The sequence below is a fragment of the Agromyces archimandritae genome, from assembly GCF_018024495.1.
GTDB lineage: Bacteria > Actinomycetota > Actinomycetes > Actinomycetales > Microbacteriaceae > Agromyces > Agromyces archimandritae.
In genome coordinates this window covers 3418842-3439518 of sequence record NZ_CP071696.1, presented here as the reverse complement: position 1 = coordinate 3439518, position 20677 = coordinate 3418842, and the positions used below count along the sequence as shown (strand labels likewise).

Genomic DNA, 20677 nt, shown 5'->3' with positions numbered 1-20677 from the left:
TGCCTGGCTAGAGGCGCTTTCAGTATTGCCTCAGCAATCGATTCATGTTATATTCCAGGACAGTAATGCGTCTGACTTTCCACCACACCGTCTCCAGCTATTCATGCATCCTCGCCTCACGAGGGGGTGATTCGGGAGTCCGCGCGTAGTGCGTCTCGCGCCCGATCTCACGCCAGTCGGCTGGTTCCTGTTCGGGGCAATGGTGCTCCTGATCCTGACCTATCTCTACTTCTGGTGGATGGTGATCAAGGCCAGTGCTCACAAGCACGTCTCTCGTGAGAAGGTCACCAACCGGAAGCTCACCGCATCTGTCGCTCACGCGAAGCGGAAAGGGAACACGCATCGCTTCCTGATCCAGATCACCACCAAGGGCGGTGCGCTCTCCGTCGTCCAGCGCGGCATCGACAACGTCCTGGCAGGCGTGGCCCGCTATCCGGTGCTGCAGAAGGTCGTCTGGGTCGAGCTTGAGCGTGTCAGATGTTCTGTGTGAGCCGTGTGGCTTGAATATCTGGAGGAGACACTTTGTCCATGATCAAACCGAGTCCCGAGCGTGACGAGCGTCGGGCCCGTCAGCAGGAAATCGCCGACCAGTTGAAGGCGTCGGGCGCGTTGGACGGCTTGTTCGCGAAGATCGATGCGGGCGAGCCGCTCACGGGCGAGCAGGGCCTGCTGGGCGGGTTGCTGAAAGCTGCCCTCGAACGCGGCCTGGACGCGGAACTGACCGAGCATCTGGGTTATGAGCGCGGCGACGCGGACGCAGCCCTGTACCCGAACTCCCGCAACGGATCGACGCCCAAGACGATCGCGTCCGAGATCGGCGACGTCGAACTGCGTGTCCCGCGCGACCGCGACGGCTCGTTCACGCCGATGCTGGTGCCCAAGGGAACTCGCCGCCTGGCCGGTCTGGACGGCGTGATCATCTCGCTCTATGCCGGCGGCATGACGATCCGCGACATCCAGCATCATCTTGCGTCCACGATCGGCACGGAGCTCTCGCACGAGACGATCTCGAAGATCACCGATCAGATCGGCGAGGAGATCCTGGCCTGGCAGACTCGCCCGCTCGAGGCGCTCTACCCGGTGATCTACCTTGACGCGATCATCGTGAAAGTCCGCGACGGCGGGCACGTGCGCAACAAGGCCGCCCACATCGCCGTCGGCGTCGACATGGACGGCCTCAAGCGCGTCCTGGGGATCTGGGTGCAGGCCACCGAGGGCGCGAAGTTCTGGGCGTCCGTGTGCGCGGAACTGGCCAATCGTGGCGTGCGCGATGTGCTGATCGTGTGCTGCGACGGCCTGACTGGCTTCCCCGAAGCGATCGCGGCGACCTGGCCCGAAGCGACGGTGCAGACCTGCGTGGTCCACCTCATCCGCGCCGCGATGCGCTTCGTGTCCTACGGCGACCGCAAAGCCGTCGCGACCGCGCTCAAGCCGATCTACCAGGCCGTCAACGACGCCGCCGCCCGCGACGCGTTGGACGAGTTCGAGGCCTCGGACCTCGGCCGCCGCTACCCATCGGCCGTCAAGGCGTTCCGCGACGCATGGGAGCGATTCACGCCGTTCCTGGCGTTCCCGCCCGAGTTGCGGCGGGTGATCTACACGACCAACGCCATCGAGTCACTGAACTTCCAACTGCGGAAAGTGACCAAGAACCGCGGCCACTTCCCCAACGACGCCGCCGCGATCAAGCTGCTCTGGCTGGCGATCTGCAACATCGAGGACAAACGCGCCCGCGACCGAGCCAAGGAGAAGGGCCTGCCCGCCGGCAAACGGAAGGCCTCGGGCCGGCTCGTCGAGGGCGCCCCGTCACGACGAACTGGAAACGCGCACTCGAGCAACTCGCCCTGGCCTACCCCGACCGCATCAACCCCCACCTGTAAGCCCGACCCGTCACCGGCTTACACAGACAACTTGACAGGCTCCATGACACCGCGCACGCCGTACAAGATCGGGGAACTCCTGCTGCACCTGACTGACCGCGACCTGCGGATTCTCGAAGACCTCGAACAGTTCCGTCTGCTCGATACCCGCCTCATCCAACGCCTCGAGTTCCCAGTCAGCACACGTCCGGGCGGGCAGCCGGGATTCGCCACCCAGGCCACAGCGACCCGGCTCACGCTCCGGGTACTGCACCGCCTGGAGGAGCATGGTCTCATCGCTCGCGTCGGGCGGCGTGTGGGCGGCAGCGGCCGTGGTTCGGGCCAAACCGTATGGCAACTCGCCGCCGCCGGAGAACGCCTCCTCCGCGCCCGACGTGGCCAGGGCGGGCGCAGGCACCCTCGGCCGCGCACCCATCGGCTACCTCAACGTCACCGAAAACATCGACGGACGGAAGATCAACACCGTCAAGGTCGATCCCGAACGCGCACCGTTCGTGAAGCTCGCCTTCGAGCTGTACGCCACCAGGGACAAGACCTTCCAAGACATCGCGGATGAACTCACCGACCGGGGCCTTCGCACCAGGCCAACACAACGGCGTCCGGCCGGGCCAATCTCCGACTCGAAGATCCAGCAGATGCTCCGCGACCGCTACTACCTCGGCGAAGTCCGCTACAAGGGCGAGACCTACCCTGGCCGGCACGAACCTCTCATCTCCGAGGATCTGTTCAACCAGGTGCAAGAACTCATGGACGAGCGCGGCTACGCCCGCGAACGACGCAAACGACACGACCACTACCTCAAAGGCACCATCTGGTGCGGCCAGTGCCGCCTCGAACAGCACGTCAACCGCCGCATGATCCTCATGCGCACCACCGGCAGGCACGGCACCGCCGACTACGGGTACTTCTTCTGCCGAGGCGTGCAAGACCACGTCTGCGACGCCCCATACTCCTCGATCGACCGCGTCGAGGACGCCATCGCCGAGCACTACAAGACCATCCGCCTCAGCCCCGCGTTCGTCGCCGCTGTCCGCGACCACATCGAAGCCGCGCTCAACGACCAGGTCGCCGCGCAGCAGTTGCTCCGCAAGAACCTGGAGGATCAGCTGGCGCAGCTCGCGACCAAGGAAGACAACCTCCTCGACCTCGCCGCCGACAGCTCACTCCCGCAGGAGCGCATCCGGCAGCGTCTCCGGGAGATAGCCCGCGACCGGCAGCGCATCACCGAACAGCTCAGCCAAGTCCACGGCGACCTCTCCAGCGGCCGAGCGTTCCTCGACGCGCACCTGAACCTGCTCGAGAACCCCCACGAGCTGTACCTCCACGCCAGCGAGGCCACCCGCCGCAAGCTCAACCAGGCTATCTTCGCCCACGTCTACGTCGCCCACGACGAGGTCGTCGGAGACGACATCCGCTCGCCGCTACGGGAACTCCTCGCCGCCGAACGCGGCTGGGAGGCCCTCATAGCGGGCGCAACGCCCGAGGTGACACGCAGTACGGCCCAGGCCGCGACAGCGCGCCACACCGGCCCAGAAACGCCAAAAGCCGCCCCGAAGGGCGACCTGGCCGAACTACAGAACCTCTGGCTTGACCTGCCTGGCGGCGCTTACGAGGACGCCGATTGCAGTAAGCCTCTTATGGTGGATCTGAGGGGACTCGAACCCCTGACCCCCTGCATGCCATGCAGGTGCGCTACCAGCTGCGCCACAGACCCGTATTCTTCGCCGCCCCGGCCGGGGCAACTCATCTAATGTACACCAGCCCCGGCCTCCTCGCGAAATCGAGGCGGACTCACATTCATGCGGCTACGCGTCCGTCGACGGGGCCGGAGCGGGCAGCTCGAACGGCACGAGCGGGCAGTCTTTCCAGAGCCGCTCGAGGCCGTAGTACATGCGGTCCTCCTCGTGGAAGACGTGCACGACGACATCGCCGGCGTCCAGCAGTTCCCAGCGGCCGCTCTGGCGCCCCTCGCGGCGCAGCACCGGCGATCCGGCCTCGGCGAGGGCCTCGTCCACGCCGTCGGCGATCGCCTGCACGTTGCGCTCGGAACGCCCCGTGACGAGCAGGAAGACGTCGGCGAACGGCAAGGGCTCGGAGACGTCGATCGCGACGAGATCCTCACCGCCTTTCGCGTCGGCCGCGCGTGCGGCGATCCCGGTCAGCTCGCGGGCGCGGGCGGATGCGGTCATCGGCTCTCTTCCGGTCGGCGTGCGAATGTCATCGGCGCGCGGATCAGAACATCCCCACGACGAATCCGATGATGAGACTCGAGACGACGCCGAGCGCGAGCACGCCCGCCGTGATCCCGAGGACGAGCGGCATGTTCATGCCCTCGCGCTTCGGCGGCGCCATCATCGTGCGGGGCGGGCCCTGCGTGCTGACGGCGCGCGTCGCGGCGACCGGTGCGACGCCGGTGCCCGTGGAGTCCTCGGCCTGATCGAAGAGCCGATCCACCTCCGAGGAATCGATGTGGTCGGGGTGCGCCCCCGTCAGGCTGTAGCTGGAGGGCAGGTCGATCGACCCGGTCATCGGCGCGCCCGAGCCCGGAAGCCCGGAGTGGTTCGGAAGCGACGGGAGGATCAGCGCGTTCGTCGTGTTCGGCACTCCCCCGAAACCGCCACCGCGAGATAGCAGCTGATCGAAGGGCTGCGAAGCCGGCTCGGGGGCGTCGAGCTGATCGGTCCAATGGCCCGTCCGGCGAACCGGCGCGGGCGCCGTGCCGCGCGCGGCGGGCGCCTCGGCCGCCTGCGGGCGGGCGGCCGGTGCCGCGGGCGCCACCGGGTCGTCGATGCCGTCCTCGAACTCGAGGTCGAACTCGTCGACCTCGCCGGCCGCCTCGAGCAGCGCACGGAGCTCGCGGCGGGTGAGGGTGCGCTCGGGCGTGCCCGATGCCGTCGGCGCCGGAGCGGCCGGCTGCGGAGCCTGCCCCCACTGGCCGGCGGCCGCCGGCCGTGCCTGCGGAGCGGCCTGACGCTGCGGGCCGGTGGACGGTGCCTGCTGACCCGGCTGGACGGGGCGGGGTCCGGTCTGCGCCGGAGCGCGCGACGGCATCGGACTCGGCTGCGGCGCCGCCTGACGCTGCGGTGCCTGCTGACGCTGCGGTGCCTGCTGGGGCTGCGGTGCCTGCTGGGGCTGCCGCACCGGCTGCTGCGGTGCGGCCTGACGCTGGATCTGCTGGATCGGGGCCTGCTGGACCGGAGCCTGCGGGGCCTGCTGGACCGGAGCCTGCTGCTGGACCGGAGCCTGCTGTGCGGGCGCCTGCTGGCGCTGCGGCGGTTGCGGAGCCGGCTGGCGCGTGGCGGGAGCCGGCCGGGGGGCGCGCGTCTGCGGTGCGGGCTGCGGCACGAACGAGGACGGTGCCGGGGCCGCGTACGCTCCGGGGGCCGCCGTCGGGCGTGGGGCCGCATAGGCGGGTGCTCCGCTCGGCACGGGCTGCGGTGCCGGACGGGCCGCGGGAGCCGGAGGATAGGAGGGCTGAGTCGGCACCGAACCGGAGGGCTGCGACGGATTCGGGGTCTGCGAAGCGGCCTGCTGCTCGCGCAGGCGTTCGCGCTCCCGCAGTTCACGGCGCGTGAGCGGCGGGTCTTGCCACGACGTCATTCGACCCTCCGATAGAGGTGGTGCTTGGAGATGTACTGGACAACTCCATCGGGTACCAGGTACCAGACCGGGAAACCCCGGCGCACACGATCACGACAGTCCGTGGACGAGATCGCAAGTGCGGGAACCTCCAACAAGCTTACGTCCTGCTCCGGCAATCCTGTCATGGTCAATACATGTCCCGGACGACTCACAGCAACGAAGTGAGCCAGGCTCCACAATTCGCCGACGTCTTTCCAGTTCAGGATCTGCGCGATCGCATCCGCTCCCGTGATGAAGAAGAGCTCGGCTTCGGGCCGCTCGGCCCGGATGTCGCGCAGGGTATCGATCGTGAAGGTCGTCTTCTGCCGGTCGATGTCGACGCGGCTGACCGTGAAGCGCGGGTTGGAGGCCGTGGCGATCACCGTCATCAGATACCGGTGCTCGGCCGTGGTGACCCCGGGCTTGTAGCCCGGCTGCCCCGTCGGCACGAAGACGACTTCGTCGAGGTCGAAGTGCTGGGCGACTTCGCTGGCCGCGACCAGGTGGCCGTGGTGCACCGGGTCGAAGGTGCCGCCCATGACCCCGATCCGCGGCCGCCGGGCCTGCCCGCCCATACGAGTCAGTGGCCGCCGTGCGCGCCGCTGTCGGCGTGTCGTGCCGCGTAGGCCTCGGCCTTGGCGCGGTGGCGGTTGGCGACGTCGCGATACGAGTACGTGACGATGCCGAGCACGGCGAAGATCAGGAGGGTGACGAGGCCGAACGCCCACGCCGGCATGGGAAGCTCCCTCGCGTGGACCGTCTCGGCCAGCACAACAGCGGTCACAAGGCTCATTCGCCGTTCCTCCGAATCATGGATGTCGCATCCGACAGTCTACCCATGCCGGCCGGGCTCATCCGCGCACATGCCCGCGGCCGCGGACGAGCCACTTCGTGCTCGTGAGCTCCGGCAGGCCCATCGGGCCGCGCGCGTGCAGTTTCTGCGTCGAGATGCCCACTTCGGCGCCGAAGCCGAACTCCGCGCCGTCCGTGAAGCGGGTGGAGGCGTTCACGAGCACCGCGGCGGCATCCACCTCCGCGAGGAAGCGCTCGGCGTTCTCGACGTCCGCCGTCACGATCGCCTCGGTGTGCTTCGTGGAGTAGCGGCGGATGTGTTCGAGCGCGTCGTCGAGGGAGTCGACGATGCCGACCGAGAGGTCGAGGCTCAAATGCTCCGTCGCCCATTCGTCGGGCTCGATCGGCGTCGCGTCCGGGCGGATCGCGCGAACGCGCTCGTCGCCGTGCACGGTCACGCCGGCCTCGACCAGGCGGTCGACGACCGCCGGCAGGAGCCGTTCGGCGGCGTCGCGGTGCACGAGCAGCGTCTCGAGCGCATTGCACACGCTCGGCCGCTGCACCTTCGCATTGTGCACGAGCTCGACCGCCCAGTCCTCCCTGGCGCTCGCGTCGAGGAACATGTGCACGACGCCGGCGCCCGTCTCGATGACCGGCACCGTCGCCTCCTCGACGACGGCGCGGATCAGCCCGGCGCTGCCGCGCGGGATGAGCACGTCGACGTGGCCGCGCGCCTGCATGAGCGCGCGTGCGCCGTCGCGGCCGAAGTCGTCGACCGTCTGCACCGCATCCGCCGGGAAGCCGGCCGCCTCCAGCGCTCCGCGGAGCACCCCGAGCAGGGCGCGGTTGCTGTGCTCGGCGGCCGAGCCGCCGCGGAGCACCACGGCGTTGCCGCTCTTGATCGCCAGCGCGGCGATGTCGACGGTCACGTTCGGCCTGGCCTCGTAGATCGCCCCGACGACCCCGAGCGGCACGCGGAGCTGTTCGATGCGGATCCCGTTCGGCAGCGTGCTGCCGCGCACGACCTCGCCCACGGGGTCCGGCAGGTCGACGATGTCCTCGGCCGCGGTCGCGAGGGCCTCCACCCGGCGTTCATCGAGCCGGAGCCGGTCGAGCAGGCCGTCCGACAGCCCGTTCGCACGGCCGGCGGCCAGATCCTGCTCGTTCGCCGCGATGACCGCCGCGCCCTGCTCGCGCAGTCCGGCTCCGAGCGCACGCAGCACCGCATCCTTCTCATCGCTCGTGGCCGTCGCGAGCCTGCGAGAAGCGGCTTTGGCCGCTGCGAAACGGATGTCGAGGACGCTGGGGTCGAGCTCGGGTGCCATGGTGCAAGCGTAGCGGCGGCCGTGCGCGCCGAGCGCCGAACGAGCTCAGATGACGGGGATGCCGCCCGTCATCGTCGACACCGGCCGTTCGCCGGGTTCGAACCAGGTGCCGACGTCGCCGGCCGCCAATGCCCGGCCGACCTTCCCGGTCGCCGTGATGAGCACTCCGACGCCCGCTTCGGCGGCGATGCGCGCCGCCGACACCTTGGTCTCCGCCCCGCCCGTGCCGACGCCGGACCGGCCCGTGCTGCCGATCTCGACGCCGTCGAGGGCATCGCCGAACGGCACGACGTCGATGGGCTCGGCACCCGGCAGCCGCGGGTCGCGGGTGTACAGCGCATCCACGTCCGACAGCAGCACCAGCAGGTCCGCTCCGACGAGCTGGGCGACGAGGGCTGCGAGCCGGTCGTTGTCGCCGAAGCGGATCTCGTGCGTGGCGACCGTGTCGTTCTCGTTCACGATCGGCAGGATCCTGAGCGACAGCAGCCGATCCATCGCCCGCTGGGCATTGCTGCGCGCGGTTTCGTGCTCGAGGTCGCCCGCGGTCAGCAGCACCTGGCCGGCGACGATCCCGAAGCGGCGCAGCGCGTCCTGATAGCGGAAGATGAGGATGTTCTGGCCGACGGATGCCGCAGCCTGCTGGGTGGCGAGGTCATCCGGTCGCGCATCGAGCGAGAGGAACGGCATCCCGGTGGCGATCGCTCCGCTCGAGACGAGGACGACTTCGACGCCGCGCGCGTGCGCGTCGGCCAGGGCGTCGACGAGCGGCCCGATCTGGCCCGCGTTGTCGCCGCTGATCGAGGAGGATCCGACCTTCACGACGATGCGTCGAGCAGCTGCGACCGCCCCCCGCTCGAGCCGATCGCTCAACGCTCCTCCTCGTCGTCGTCACGCCAGATACCGGCTTCGCGCTCGCGGTCGAGTTCTGCGCGGGCCTCGGCCTTCGCATCCATGCGCTCGTGGTACTCGCTGCGACGCTCGGCACGGGTCGCCCGCCGGTTCTCGTCCAGACGCGCATCCGTGCCGCGCGGGGCGGTCACGAGCTCGGCGGCGGAGGTGAGCGTCGGCTCCCAGTCGAAGACGACCCCGGCACCGGCGCCGATCACGACGGTCGAACCGGGCGTCGCACCGGCGCGCACGAGCTCGTCCTCCACGCCGAGGCGCGCCAGACGGTCGGCGAGGTAGCCGACGGCCTCGTCGTTGGCGAAGTCGGTCTGGGCCACCCAGCGCTCCGGCTTCGTGCCGATCACCCGGTAGACGGGGCCGGCGCTGCCGCCCTCGACCTTCACGACGAAATCTGCGGCGTCGACGGCGCGGGGCCTGAGCACGATGCGCGGCGGTTCGGGCGCATCGGCCTTCGCGGCTCGTGCGGCATCCACCACTTCGCCCAGGGCGAACCCGAGCTCGCGCAGACCGGTGCGGCTCACCGTCGAGATCTCGAAGACGGGCAGGTCCATCGCCTCGAACTCGGGGCGGACGAAATCGGCCAGCTCTCGCGCCTCGGGCACGTCGATCTTGTTCAGCGCGACGAGCTGCGGGCGCTCGAGCAGCGGCGTCTGCCCCTCGGGAACGGGATAGGCGGCGAGTTCGGCGCGGATCGTCTCGAAGTCGCTCAGCGGATCGCGGCCCGGCTCGAGGGTCGCGCAGTCGATGACGTGCAACAGCGCCTCGCACCGTTCGACGTGGCGGAGGAACTCGAGGCCGAGGCCCTTGCCCTCGCTCGCCCCCTCGATGAGGCCGGGGACATCGGCGACCGTGAAACGGTGCTCGCCGGCCTGCACGACGCCGAGGTTCGGATGCAGCGTCGTGAACGGATAGTCGGCGATCTTCGGTTTCGCGGCCGACATGGCCGCGATGAGGCTCGACTTGCCGGCGGAGGGGAAGCCGACGAGGGCGACATCGGCGAGGGTCTTCAGCTCGAGGACCACATCGCCCTCGTAGCCCGGCGTACCCAGCAGTGCGAAGCCGGGCGCCTTGCGTTTCGGGGACGCCAACGCCGCGTTGCCGAGGCCGCCCTGCCCGCCGTCGGCGACGACGAAGCGCATGCCGGGCGCTTCGAGGTCGGCCAGCTCGGCGCCGGCGGCGTCCTTCACCACCGTGCCGACCGGGACGGCGAGTTCGAGGACCTCGCCCGATGCGCCGGCACGGTTGTCGCCCATGCCGGGCGAACCGTTCTGCGACGAGCGGTGCGGACGCCGATGGTAGGCGAGCAACGTCGTCACCTGCGGGTCGGCGACGAGCACGATGTCGCCGCCCGAGCCGCCGTTGCCGCCGTCGGGGCCGGCCAGCGGCTTGAACTTCTCGCGGCGCACCGAGACGCAGCCGTCACCGCCGTGGCCTGCGCGGAGGTGCAGGGTCACCTCATCGACGAAGCTGACCATCGCCCATCCCCTCCTCGAAAACACGTGAGGGCGAGCCGAAGCCCGCCCTCACGAAGGTACGTCCGGTTATTCGCCGGCCGCCACGATGTTGACGACCTTGCGGCCGCCCTTGGCGCCGAACTCGACCGCGCCGGCCTCGAGGGCGAACAGCGTGTCGTCACCGCCGCGGCCGACGCCGGCCCCGGGGTGGAAGTGCGTGCCGCGCTGGCGGACGATGATCTCGCCGGCCTTGACGACCTGGCCGCCGAAGCGCTTCACGCCGAGGCGCTGGGCGTTCGAGTCACGACCGTTGCGAGTGGAGCTCGCTCCCTTTTTGTGTGCCATGTCTGCTTCTCCTTGCGGCCTTACTTGATGCCGGTGACCTTGACGCGCGTGAGCTCCTGACGGTGGCCCTGGCGCTTCTTGTAGCCGGTCTTGTTCTTGAACTTCTGGATGACGATCTTGGGACCGCGCAGGTCTTCGAGGACCTCGGCCGTGACCGTGACCTTCGCGAGGGCCGCCGCGTCGGAGGTGATCTTGTCACCGTCGACGAGCAGCACCGCCGGGAGCGAGACGTTGCCCTTCGCATCGGCCTGCACGCGGTCCATCGTCACGATGGTGCCGACTTCGACCTTCTCCTGCCGTCCGCCGGCGCGCACTACTGCGTAAACCACTATTCATACCTCACATCGGGGAGCCTCTGACGGCTCCGACTGCCGAATTGGATGTGTCACTGCGCGCGCGCCCCAGCGGGAGAGAGGCGATCACTGCCAGAAAACCGTGTGCACGCATCGGGATAAGCCGACACGCACCAACGGTCGATTCTACTCGAAGGACGATGGGCGGTCAAACGCGGTGAGCGTCGGGTCGCGGCCTAGACTCGGGCGCATGACGGTGCTCATCGATACGCCCATGTGGATCGCCCACGGCACGCTCTGGGCGCACCTCGTGAGCGACGACTCCATCGAGGAGCTGCGGCGGTTCGCGGATGCCCAGGGGCTGCCGCCGCGCGCATTCGACCTCGACCACTACGACGTGCCCGTCGAGCGCTACGACGAGCTCGTGGCCGCCGGGGCCGAGCCCGTGCCGACGCGCGAACTCGTCCGGCGCCTCGCCGCGAGCGGCCTCCGGGTCACGCCGCGGCAGCGACGCGCCCGGAAGGCCTGACTCACGCCTCGCCGTCGCCGGCGCGGGTGATGACGGGCGCGTCGCCCGTCGAGGTGATCGCGGTGCTCACCCGGCGGCGCTTCGCGCGGCCCGTGCCCGGCTCCTTGGGGGCCGGCAGGGCGTCGAGCACCGAACCGAGCAGCACGTCCGCATCGGGGCTGCGCGGTGCGCGGCGCCGTGCGGCGGCCGGTGCGGGCAGCTCGAGCACCGGCACGGCCGGTGCGGACTCTTCGCCCGACGCGGGTGCCGCGGAATCGACGGATGCCGGCTCGACGGATGCCGCGGTCGCGGCGGTCGCGGCCGGCTCCTGCTCGGCGCCGGCGGCGGGCTCGGGTGCGGATGCCGCATCCCGCGCCTTCTCGGCGGAAGCGGCCTCCGGTGCGCCCTCGCCGGCCTCTGCGGAGCCGCCGCCGCTCGCTCGGCGCCCGCGTCCGCGGCGGCGGGAACGCCCGCCCTCCTGCTGGGCCGCGGGCTGTGCGTCGGGGGTCGCGCCTGACTCGGGCTGGGCCTGGGTGTCGGCGGCCGCGGTATCCGCGCCCTGGGCCTCGGACTTCGCATCTCCGGGGATGGTCGATGCGGCGATCTGCGCGAGGGCGTTCTTGGCGTCCTCGGTGATCGCGTGCGTGCCGTTGCCGTTGCCGGGCTTCTCGGCCGGCTTCTGCGCGTTCTGGTTCGCGTTGGAGGACCCACCGGATCCTCCGCGGCCGCGACCGCGGCGCTCGACCTGCTGCGAGGAGCGGTGCTTGGCGACGGGGTCGTGGTGGACGATGATGCCGCGGCCCGCGCACACCTCGCACGGCTCGCTGAACGACTCGAGGAGCCCGAGGCCGAGCTTCTTGCGGGTCATCTGCACGAGGCCGAGGGAGGTGACCTCGGCGACCTGGTGCTTCGTGCGGTCGCGCGAGAGGCACTCGACGAGGCGGCGCAGCACGAGATCCCGGTTGGACTCGAGGACCATGTCGATGAAATCGACGACGATGATGCCGCCGATGTCGCGCAGGCGCAGCTGGCGGACGATCTCCTCGGCGGCCTCGAGGTTGTTCTTCGTGACCGTCTCCTCGAGGTTGCCGCCGGAGCCGACGAACTTGCCCGTGTTGACGTCGATGACCGTCATCGCCTCGGTGCGGTCGATGATGAGCGAACCGCCCGAGGGCAGCCACACCTTCCGGTCGAGGGCCTTCTCGATGCCTTCGGTGATGCGGAACTCGTCGAAGACGTCGCGGTCGCCCGTGTACGCCTCCACACGGTCGAGGAGATCCGGGGCGACCTGCCCGAGGTACTTCTCGATCGTGCCCCGCGCCTCGTCGCCGGCGATGACCATCCTGTGGAAGTCCTCGTTGAAGACGTCGCGGACGATCTTCACGAGCAGATCGGGCTCCGAGTGCAGCAGTGCCGGAGCCTGCGCCTTCTCGACCTGCGTCGAGATGTCGGCCCACTGCGCGATGAGGCGGTTGACGTCGCGCGTCAGCTGCTCCTCGGTCGCCCCCTCGGCTGCCGTGCGCACAATGACGCCGACGTTCTCGGGCAGGACTTCCTTCAGGATCTTCTTCAGACGGGCGCGCTCGGTGTCCGGAAGCTTGCGGCTGATGCCGTTCATGGATCCGTTCGGCACGTACACGAGGTAGCGGCCGGGCAGCGACACCTGGCTCGTGAGACGGGCGCCCTTGTGGCCGACCGGGTCCTTCGTGACCTGCACGAGCACACGGTCGCCCGGCTTCAGGGCCAGCTCGATGCGGCGCGGCTGGTTCTTCTCGCCGTGCTCGGCGGCCGCATCCCAGTCGACCTCGCCCGAGTAGAGCACCGCGTTGCGGCCACGGCCGATGTCGACGAAGGCGGCCTCCATCGACGGCAGCACGTTCTGCACGCGGCCGAGGTACACGTTGCCGATGAGCGAGGCATCCTGGTTGCGCGCGACGTAGTGCTCGACGAGCACGCCGTCTTCCAGAACACCGATCTGGATGCGATTCTGCTTCTGCCGGACGACCATGGTGCGGTCGACGGCCTCACGCCGGGCGAGGAACTCGGCCTCGGTGATGACCGCACGGCGACGGCCGGCGTCGCGACCGTCGCGGCGGCGCTGCTTCTTGGCCTCGAGGCGCGTGGAGCCCTTGACCTTCTGGGGCTCGGTGATGAGCTCGGGCTCGCGGGGCTTGCGGACCTTCACGACCGTGTTGGCCGGCTCGTCGCCCTGCTGCCGCTCCTCCTCGCCGCTGCGGCGGCGGGCGCGGCGGCGCACGCTCGAGGCCTCCTCGGGCGCGTCGCCCTGGCCGCCCCGGCCGCCACGCTCCTCGCGCGGCGCGGGCTCGGGCAGCGCCGGGGGCGCATGGAAGATGAGCGAGGTGGTCGTGAGCACCGCCGGGATCGGCGAGACCGGCTCGGCGGGGGCCGGTGCGGCTGCCTTCGGCTCGGCTGCGGTGGCAGCGGTAGATGCCGCGGCACCCGGCTGCTCGGAAGCGCCCTCGGCTGCGGGCTCGCCCGCGCCCTCGGCGCGCGTCGCGTCCGCGGCCTCGGTGCCGACCGTGGCGGGCGCCGTCTCGTCGCTCGTCGGGGCGCCGTCAGCGGTCTCGGGCCGGCCGGGCTCGGCCGGAGCCGATGCGCGCTCGGCCGCGGTCTGCGACTGCTCCGTCTCGGCCTGCGCCGTCTCGACGGGCGCGGCCGGCTCGGGCTGCGCGGCCGCTTCGGGCTGCGCCGCGGCATCCACCGCGGGGTTCGCCTCGCCCGCCTTCACCCGCGCGCGCCGCCCGAACACGCGACCCCGTCTCCGGGGGGCATCCGTGGCGTCGGTGCGGGGTTCGGGTTCGTTGCTTCGTCTGTCGTTGCCTTCCACCATCGCTGGTGCACTCCTATGCCGGGGTTCGGCGACCGCGCCGTCCGATCCCGGCCATCTCGTGCGGTCCGCCTCGGCGGATCGCGAATCCTTCACGTCTCTGCGACCTGCGGGGTCACCCGGGTCGCCACATCTTCGCGGCGTGCTCGCCGCATCACGGATGCTGTGCGCATCTCGAAGCCTTCATCGGCGTCGACCGGGCGCGGCCCGGACGACTGCTCCCATTATCGCACGGAGTGCTGCATACGGGCGGGCACGGCGTGCCAGAATCGAGCCATGCCCGAGCAGAGCCCGACCCGCCGCCCCGTCGCCTTCGCCGTGTTCCTCGTGATCGCCGGGGCGATCGGATTGCTCGCGGCCTTCGAACTCTCGCTCGAGAAGGTGCTGACCCTCGAGGATCCGACCCACGTCCCCTCCTGCAACGTGGGCGTGCTCGTCGGCTGCAGCGTGAATCTCGCGAGTGAGCAGGGCTCCGTGTTCGGCTTCCCGAACCCGTTCCTCGGCCTCATGGCCTGGCCGGCGGTCATCGTCGTCGGCATGAGCCTCCTGGCCGGGGCGCGCTTCGCCCGCTGGTACTGGCTCGTCTTCAACGCCGGCCTGCTCTTCGCCTTCGGCCTCGTCTGCTGGCTCATCCAGCAGTCGATCTACGTGCTCGACGTGCTCTGCCCCTGGTGCATGGTCACCTGGGCGGTGACGATCCCGGCGTTCTTCGCCGTCACCCTCTACAACCTGCGCGAAGGCCGCTTCGGCGGCTCCGAGCGCGTGCGCCGCATCGGCGGCACCCTGCTGAAGTGGGTGCCGCTCATCACCGTCGTCGCCTACGCGGTCGTCGTGATCCTCGCGCAGGCGCGGATGAACGCCATCCCGCGGGTGCTCATCGACCTGCAGAACCTCTTCGGCTGAGACGGAGCGGATGCCGCGACGCCGGCTCCCCGGCACGCCACGGCATCCGCCCGCGGACGATCAGGAGAACCAGAGGGCGAGCTCGCGCGCGGCCGACTCAGGCGAGTCGGAACCGTGCACGAGGTTCTGCTGCACCGAGAGCCCCCAGTCGCGGCCGAAGTCGCCGCGGATGCTGCCGGGCGCGGCCGTCGTCGGGTCGGTCGTGCCGGCCAGCACCCGGAAGCCTTCGATGACGCGGTTGCCGGCCACGCGCATCGCGACGATCGGGCCCGACTCCATGAACTCGATGAGGGGCTCGTAGAAGGGCTTGCCCTCGTGCTCGGCGTAGTGCTCGGCGAGCAGTTCGCGGTCGGCCTGCAGCAGCTTCAGGTCGACGAGCGAGTAGCCCTTCGCCTCGATGCGGCGCAGGATCTCGCCCGTGAGGTTGCGGGCGACCCCGTCGGGCTTGACGAGGACGAGGGTTTCTTCGATCGGTGTGGTCATCGGTGGTTCCTTCCGGTGGGGCGATGGATCGGGGACGGATCAGTCGGCGGGTCGGCCCGGCGCATCGTCGCCCGGCGCGTCGTCGGCGGGCGTGTCGTCGGCTGAGGGTCGGTCGGCGGCTTCGGCTGCTTCGGCGGCGCGCGCCTCTGCGCTCTGGCGGTCCAGGCGCGCTCCGGTGACCATGCAGTACCACCACATGCCGCCGAAGAGGGCGCCGACGACGAACAGCGCCGGGTTCAGGAAGCCGGCCAGGACCAGCAGGCCCTGCAGCACCCAGCCGAGGATGATCGCGGAGCTGCGAGGCAGCAGGCGCATGGTCACGACCATGAGCACGAGGAACACGCCGCCGCCCGCGAGCGCGACCCAGGACGGGATGCCGCCGTCGCCGAACGGCGCCGGCGCGAGCCCCCAGATCACGAGAGCGGCCAGGAACACGACGAGCATCTCGAAGACGAGCACGATCGCGCCGAGGCTCGCGACGGCCGAACGCCCGTTCATGCGTTGCCCCATCCGCGGTCGGCGGCCTGGGCGATGATCTCGCCGACGAGCACGATGGAGCCGGTCACGAGCACCGCTCCCCCGCGTTCGGCGGCGATCCGCCTGGCCTCGTCGATCGCATCGTCGGAACGTTCCTCGACGCGCACCCGTTCGCGGCCCGCCTCGGCCGCGACGATCGCGGCGAGTTCATCGGCCGGGATCGAACGATCGGACTCGGACTGCGTGACCATGAAGTCCGCCCCGGTCTTCGCGAGTTCGCGGACGATGCCGGCGGCATCTTTGCCGGCGACGATCCCGAGCACGATCACGAGCGAATCGAACTCGAAGAACTCCTCGAGCGCGGCCACGAGGGCGTGCGCACCGTGGGGGTTGTGGGCGGCATCCACGAGCACGGTCGGCTCGGTGCCGATCGGCTGCAGGCGGCCCGGGGACGTGGATGCCGCAAGACCCGCCTCCAGCACCTCGTTCGAGAGGGCGACCGTTCCGGCGCCGAGGAACGATTCGACGGCCGCGATCGCGACGGCCGCGTTCTCGGCCTGATGCCGGCCGAAGAGCGGCAGGAGCAGATCCCGGTATTCGCCTGCGAGCCCGCGGACCGAGACGAGCTGGCCGCCGACGGCGACCTTCGACTCGATGACGCCGAAGTCTCGGTCTTCGACGGCCAGGCTCGACTCGGTCAGGCGTGCCGCCTCCTCGAGCACGGCGAGCGCCTCGGGCCGCTGCGCGGCGCTGACGACGGCCGCCGAGGGCTTCATGATGCCGGACTTGGTGCGCGCGATCTCCTCGATCGTGCGGCCGAGCCTGGCCTGGTGGTCGAGGTCGATGGGGGTGAAGACGGCGACCTGGGCGTCGGCGACGTTCGTCGAGTCCCATTCGCCGCCCATCCCGACCTCGAGCACGACGATGTCGACGGGGGCGTCGGCGAAGGCGGCGAAGGCGAGCACCGTGAGCACCTCGAAGAAGGTCAGCGGTGCCTCGTCGCGGGCGGCGAGTTCGGCATCCACCATCCCGATGTAGGGCTCGATGTCGGCCCAGTTGCGGGCCACGGCCTCGTCGGAGATCGGCTCCCCGTCGATGCGGATGCGTTCGGTGAAGCGTTCGAGGTGCGGGCTCGTGAGCGTGCCGGTGCGCAGTTCGTGGGCGCGCAGGATCGATTCGATGAGCCGCCCCGTGGAGGTCTTGCCGTTCGTGCCCGTGATGTGGATCACGGGTGCGGCGCGGTGCGGATCGCCGAGGAGTTCGACGGCCCGGCGGGTGGGTTCGAGCCTGGGGCGGGGGTCGGCCTCGCCGATGCGGCCCAGCAGCGCCTCGTAGACCGCGTCGGCGGCCTCGCGGTGTTCGTCGGTCATGCGCGCTCCAAGGTGATGGTCAGGGCCGAGTCGTCGCCGACGGGCTTGGCGCCGGCGCTCTGCCGGGTGAGCTCGCCTGCGGCGACGTGGAGTTCGCTCGCGAGGGTCTCGCCGGCGATGAGGGCTTCGTGGGCGGATGCCGCGGCGGCGCCCGGCCCGTCGAGCACGAGGCTCAGGCGGATGCGGTCGCCGACGTCGAGGCCTGCGGCCTTGCGGGCGTCCTGCACGGCGCGGATGACGTCGCGTGCGAGCCCTTCGGCTTCGAGCTCGGGCGTCGTGCGGGTGTCGAGGATCGCGAAGCCGCCGCCAGGCAGCAGGGCGAGGGCGCTGCCGTCATCGGCCGAACCGGCCTCGAGCACGAGCTCGTACTCGCCGGCTTCGAGGCCGATACCGCCGGCGGTGACGGTGTCGCCGTCGACGCTCCAGTCGCCGGCGCGGGCGGCCTTGATCGCCGTCTGCACCGACTTGCCGAGGCGGGGCCCGGCGGCCCGGGCGTTGACCGTGAGGCGCTTGGTCACGCCGAAGCGTTCGGCGCTGTCGGCGGCGAGCGGTACGAGTTCGACCGCTTTGACGTTCAGCTCCTCGCGGAGGATGCCCTCGAACGGTGCGAGCGCGGCGGTGCCGTCGGCGACGACGGTGAGCGAGGCGAGCGGGAGGCGGACACGTTTGCCGGACTGCTTGCGGAGCGCGAGCACCGCGGAGGAGGTCTGCCTGACGGCATCCATCGCGGCCACGAGCTCGTCGTCGGCGGGGAACGCGGCCGCGTCCGGCCAGTCGGTCAGGTGCACGCTGCGACCGCCGGTGAGGCCGCGCCAGACCTGCTCGCTGACGAGCGGCAGCAAGGGGGCGGCCAGGCGGGTGAAGGTCTCCAGCACCGTGTACAGGGTGTCGAACGCCTCCGTGCCCGAACCGTCGTCGCCGACGCCGGACCAGAACCGGTCGCGGGAGCGCCGCACGTACCAGTTCGTGAGCACATCGGCGAAGTCGCGGAGCTTCTGCGAGGCCAGGGTCGTGTCGAAGGCCTCGAGGTCGGCGGTGACCGCGGTCACGAGCTCGCCGGTCTTGGCAAGCAGGTAGCGGTCCAGGACGTCGTCGGAGTCGGTGCGCCGCACCGCGTCGTAGCCGCCGGGGCGGGCCGTGTTGGCGTACAGGGAGAAGAAGTACCAGGTGCTCCACAGCGGCAGCATGACCTGGCGGACGCCTTCGCGGATGCCCTCCTCGGTGACGATGAGGTTGCCGCCGCGCAGCACCGGGCTCGACATGAGGAACCAGCGCATGGCGTCGGAGCCGTCGCGCTGGAAGACCTCGGCGACGTCCGGGTAGTTGCGCAGGCTCTTCGACATCTTCTGCCCGTCGCTGCCGAGGACGATGCCGTGGCTGACGACGTTCTCGAACGCCGGACGGTCGAAGAGCGCCGTCGACAGGGCGTGCATGACGTAGAACCAGCCGCGGGTCTGCCCGATGTACTCGACGATGAAGTCGGCGGGGTTGTGCGTGTCGAACCACTCGCGGTTCTCGAACGGGTAGTGCACCTGGGCGAAGGGCATGGATCCCGAGTCGAACCAGACGTCGAGCACGTCGGGGATGCGGCGCATCGTCGAGCGCCCCGTCGGGTCGTCGGGGTTCGGGCGGGTGAGCTCGTCGATGTAGGGGCGGTGCAGGTCGGGTTCGCCGGCGCGGTTGACCGGCAGGCGCCCGAAGTCGGCCTCGAGCTCGGCGAGGGAGCCGTAGACGTCGACCCGCGGGTAGGCGGGGTCGTCGCTCTTCCACACCGGGATCGGGGAGCCGAAGTAGCGGTTGCGGCTGATCGACCAGTCGCGGGCGCCGGCGACCCACTTGCCGAACTGGCCGTCCTTGACGTTCTCGGGCACCCAAGTGATGCCCTGATTCAGCTCGCCCATGCGGTCGCGGAACTCGCTGACCCGCACGAACCAGCTCGAGACGGCCTTGTAGATGAGCGGGTTCCGGCACCGCCAGCAGTGCGGGTAGGAGTGCTCGTAGCTGGCCTGGCGGAGCAGGCGCCCCTCGGATTTCAGCAGTTGCGTGAGCGGCTTGTTGGCGTCGCTCCAGAGCATGCCGGCGACGTCGGTGACCTCGGGCAGGAAGTGCCCGCCGTCGTCGAGGGAGAGGACGACGGGGATGCCGGCGGCTTCGCAGGCCCGCTGATCCTCTTCGCCGTAGGCGGGCGCGAGGTGCACGAGGCCGGTGCCGTCCTCGGTGGTGACGTAGTCGGCGAGGAGGATCCGCCACGCGTCTTCGAGCCCGTCCCGCTCGGCGTAGTAGTCGAAGAGGCGGTCGTAGCTGATCCCTTCGAGCTCGCGGCCGGGGATGGTTCGGGTGATCGCGGCGCGCGCCTCGTCGGCGGATGCGTAGCCGAGGTCCTTCGCGTGGTCGCCGACGCGGTCGACGGCGATCAGGTATTCGCCGCCGAGCACCTGGGCATCGGCGCCGGCGCCCGCGCGCTCGCGCAGCACGGTCGCATCCGGGGTCCCCGCGGGGCCGGCGGGGACGACGGCGTAGGCGATGTCGGGGCCGACGGCGAGGGCGAGGTTCGTCGGCAGGGTCCACGGCGTGGTCGTCCAGGCGAGTGCACGGACGGCGGTGAGGCCCAGGGTCTCGGCCTTCGGCCCGGTGAGGGGGAAGGTGACGGTGACGGTCTGGTCCTGGCGCATCTTGTAGACGTCGTCGTCCATGCGCAGTTCGTGGTTGGACAGCGGCGTCTGGTCGCGCCAGCAGTACGGCAGCACGCGGTAGCCCTCGTAGGCGAGGCCCTTCTCGTGCAGCTGCTTGAAGGCCCACACGACGGATTCCATGTAGGTGACGTCGAGGGTCTTGTAGTCGTTCTCGAAGTCGACCCAGCGAGCCATGCGGGTGACGTAGTCCTGCCACTCCTCGGTGTAGCGGAGCACGGAGGCGCGGGCTGCCTCGTTGAACTCGGCGATGCCCATCGCCTCGATCTCGGACTTGTCGGTGATGCCGAGCTGGCGTTCGGCCTCGAGCTCGGCGGGCAGGCCATGGGTGTCCCAGCCGAAGCGGCGGTGCACCTGGTGGCCGCGCATGGTCTGGAAGCGGGGGAAGACGTCCTTGGCGTAGCCGGTGAGCAGGTGCCCGTAGTGCGGCAGCCCGTTGGCGAAGGGCGGGCCGTCGTAGAAGACCCATTCGGATGCGCCTTCGCGCTCGTCGACAGATGCCTGGAAGGTGTCGTCCTGCTTCCAGAACGCGAGGATGCCGGCCTCGACGGCGGGGAAGCTCGGCGAGGGGACGACGCCTCGGGCGTCTTCGGGCGATTGGTCCTTGGGGTACAACGCGCTGGCTCCTGGATCGGACGTTTCCACGAGGACGCCGGGTTCCTGCGGAAGCCCGTCGCGGTACCACCCCGCTTGCGGCCGCCTGGGCGACCGCCGCTCTTCTCCGGCTATGACGGGCCTGCCCCGTTCGGTTCTAGTGGGCGGCCGAGGCCGCCGTTCTTCCG

Annotated in this window: 19 protein-coding genes, 1 tRNA gene and 2 pseudogenes; 6 read left to right on the top strand and 16 right to left on the bottom strand. The window is 70.3% G+C overall.

Features of this window, described 5'->3' with window-relative positions; genetic code table 11:
- The first annotated feature begins 148 nt into the window (after nt 1–148).
- From G127AT_RS15890 to G127AT_RS16410, 4 genes and pseudogenes are all read left to right on the top strand, one after another.
- The gene (locus tag G127AT_RS15890) at nt 149–490 is read left to right on the top strand and encodes a hypothetical protein (protein WP_210898560.1); all 342 of its coding nucleotides are present in this window, start codon (nt 149–151) and stop codon (nt 488–490) included.
- Nucleotides 491–528: 38 nt separating this feature from the next.
- Nucleotides 529–1880, top strand: a pseudogene (locus G127AT_RS15885) (IS256 family transposase).
- A gap of 43 nt (nt 1881–1923) precedes the next feature.
- On the top strand, nt 1924–2436 hold the full coding sequence (locus tag G127AT_RS15880) for a replication-relaxation family protein (protein WP_210898558.1): 513 nt from the start codon (nt 1924–1926) through the stop codon (nt 2434–2436).
- Nucleotides 2375–2578 (top strand): annotated as a pseudogene (locus G127AT_RS16410) (recombinase family protein); the annotation flags it as partial. The gene G127AT_RS15880 and the pseudogene G127AT_RS16410, both read left to right, overlap by 62 nt.
- A 462-nt stretch (nt 2579–3040) precedes the next feature.
- Here G127AT_RS16410 and G127AT_RS15875 read toward each other — a convergent pair.
- The 11 genes from G127AT_RS15875 to rplU all read right to left on the bottom strand — a co-directional run bounded on the left by G127AT_RS15875 (nt 3041) and on the right by rplU (nt 10652).
- Nucleotides 3041–3268: a hypothetical protein gene (locus tag G127AT_RS15875; protein WP_210898556.1), complete on the bottom strand. Its 228-nt coding sequence runs from the start codon at nt 3266–3268 to the stop codon at nt 3041–3043.
- A 250-nt stretch (nt 3269–3518) separates the two neighbouring features.
- Nucleotides 3519–3594: transfer RNA gene (locus G127AT_RS15870), tRNA-Ala, on the bottom strand.
- Between the two features lie 91 nt (nt 3595–3685).
- Nucleotides 3686–4069, bottom strand: a complete 384-nt coding sequence (gene rsfS, locus G127AT_RS15865) for a ribosome silencing factor (protein WP_210898554.1) — start codon at nt 4067–4069, stop codon at nt 3686–3688.
- Nucleotides 4070–4112: 43 nt separating this feature from the next.
- Entirely contained in the window at nt 4113–5480 is a 1368-nt protein-coding gene (locus tag G127AT_RS15860) for a hypothetical protein (protein ID WP_210898552.1), read from the bottom strand.
- The gene (gene nadD, locus G127AT_RS15855) at nt 5477–6076 is read right to left on the bottom strand and encodes a nicotinate-nucleotide adenylyltransferase (protein ID WP_210898550.1); all 600 of its coding nucleotides are present in this window, start codon (nt 6074–6076) and stop codon (nt 5477–5479) included. The genes G127AT_RS15860 and nadD overlap by 4 nt, the downstream gene beginning before the upstream one ends.
- Before the next feature lie 5 nt (nt 6077–6081).
- Nucleotides 6082–6294: a hypothetical protein gene (locus G127AT_RS15850; RefSeq protein WP_210898548.1), complete on the bottom strand. Its 213-nt coding sequence runs from the start codon at nt 6292–6294 to the stop codon at nt 6082–6084.
- 58 nt (nt 6295–6352) lie between these two features.
- Nucleotides 6353–7618: a glutamate-5-semialdehyde dehydrogenase gene (locus G127AT_RS15845; RefSeq protein WP_210898545.1), complete on the bottom strand. Its 1266-nt coding sequence runs from the start codon at nt 7616–7618 to the stop codon at nt 6353–6355.
- A 45-nt stretch (nt 7619–7663) separates the two neighbouring features.
- Nucleotides 7664–8488 carry a glutamate 5-kinase gene (gene proB, locus G127AT_RS15840; protein ID WP_210898543.1) on the bottom strand — a complete coding sequence of 275 codons (825 nt, stop codon included), beginning with the start codon at nt 8486–8488 and terminating at the stop codon, nt 7664–7666.
- Nucleotides 8485–9999 (bottom strand): GTPase ObgE, encoded by a 1515-nt coding sequence (gene obgE, locus G127AT_RS15835; protein WP_210898541.1) that lies wholly within the window; start codon nt 9997–9999, stop codon nt 8485–8487. Before obgE ends, proB begins: the two co-directional genes overlap by 4 nt.
- A gap of 66 nt (nt 10000–10065) precedes the next feature.
- On the bottom strand, nt 10066–10323 hold the full coding sequence (rpmA, locus tag G127AT_RS15830; RefSeq protein ID WP_210898539.1) for a 50S ribosomal protein L27: 258 nt from the start codon (nt 10321–10323) through the stop codon (nt 10066–10068).
- Nucleotides 10324–10343: 20 nt separating this feature from the next.
- Nucleotides 10344–10652, bottom strand: a complete 309-nt coding sequence (gene rplU / locus G127AT_RS15825) for a 50S ribosomal protein L21 (RefSeq protein ID WP_210898537.1) — start codon at nt 10650–10652, stop codon at nt 10344–10346.
- A gap of 214 nt (nt 10653–10866) precedes the next feature.
- On the opposite strand from rplU, the gene G127AT_RS15820 reads away from it, so the two are divergent.
- Entirely contained in the window at nt 10867–11145 is a 279-nt protein-coding gene (locus G127AT_RS15820) for a DUF4031 domain-containing protein (RefSeq protein WP_210898535.1), read from the top strand.
- Nucleotide 11146: 1 nt separating this feature from the next.
- Here the strand turns inward: G127AT_RS15820 and G127AT_RS15815 are convergent, their stop codons facing one another.
- Nucleotides 11147–13894, bottom strand: a complete 2748-nt coding sequence (locus G127AT_RS15815) for an Rne/Rng family ribonuclease (protein WP_342344045.1) — start codon at nt 13892–13894, stop codon at nt 11147–11149.
- A gap of 354 nt (nt 13895–14248) precedes the next feature.
- Between G127AT_RS15815 and G127AT_RS15810 the strand changes: the two genes are divergently transcribed.
- The gene (locus G127AT_RS15810; protein WP_210898531.1) at nt 14249–14875 is read left to right on the top strand and encodes a vitamin K epoxide reductase family protein; all 627 of its coding nucleotides are present in this window, start codon (nt 14249–14251) and stop codon (nt 14873–14875) included.
- A gap of 60 nt (nt 14876–14935) precedes the next feature.
- Here the strand turns inward: G127AT_RS15810 and ndk are convergent, their stop codons facing one another.
- Genes ndk through ileS form a run of 4 tightly spaced genes read right to left on the bottom strand, consistent with a single transcriptional unit; the run spans nt 14936 to nt 20510 of the window.
- Nucleotides 14936–15358, bottom strand: a complete 423-nt coding sequence (gene ndk, locus G127AT_RS15805; RefSeq protein ID WP_210898529.1) for a nucleoside-diphosphate kinase — start codon at nt 15356–15358, stop codon at nt 14936–14938.
- Nucleotides 15359–15397: 39 nt separating this feature from the next.
- Nucleotides 15398–15856: a DUF4233 domain-containing protein gene (locus tag G127AT_RS15800; RefSeq protein WP_244857629.1), complete on the bottom strand. Its 459-nt coding sequence runs from the start codon at nt 15854–15856 to the stop codon at nt 15398–15400.
- Nucleotides 15853–17205, bottom strand: coding sequence for a bifunctional folylpolyglutamate synthase/dihydrofolate synthase (locus G127AT_RS15795; protein ID WP_210898525.1), 1353 nt, complete (start codon nt 17203–17205; stop codon nt 15853–15855). The genes G127AT_RS15800 and G127AT_RS15795 overlap by 4 nt, the downstream gene beginning before the upstream one ends.
- On the bottom strand, nt 17202–20510 hold the full coding sequence (ileS, locus tag G127AT_RS15790) for an isoleucine--tRNA ligase (RefSeq protein WP_210898523.1): 3309 nt from the start codon (nt 20508–20510) through the stop codon (nt 17202–17204). Before ileS ends, G127AT_RS15795 begins: the two co-directional genes overlap by 4 nt.
- Nucleotides 20511–20677: the final 167 nt, after the last annotated feature.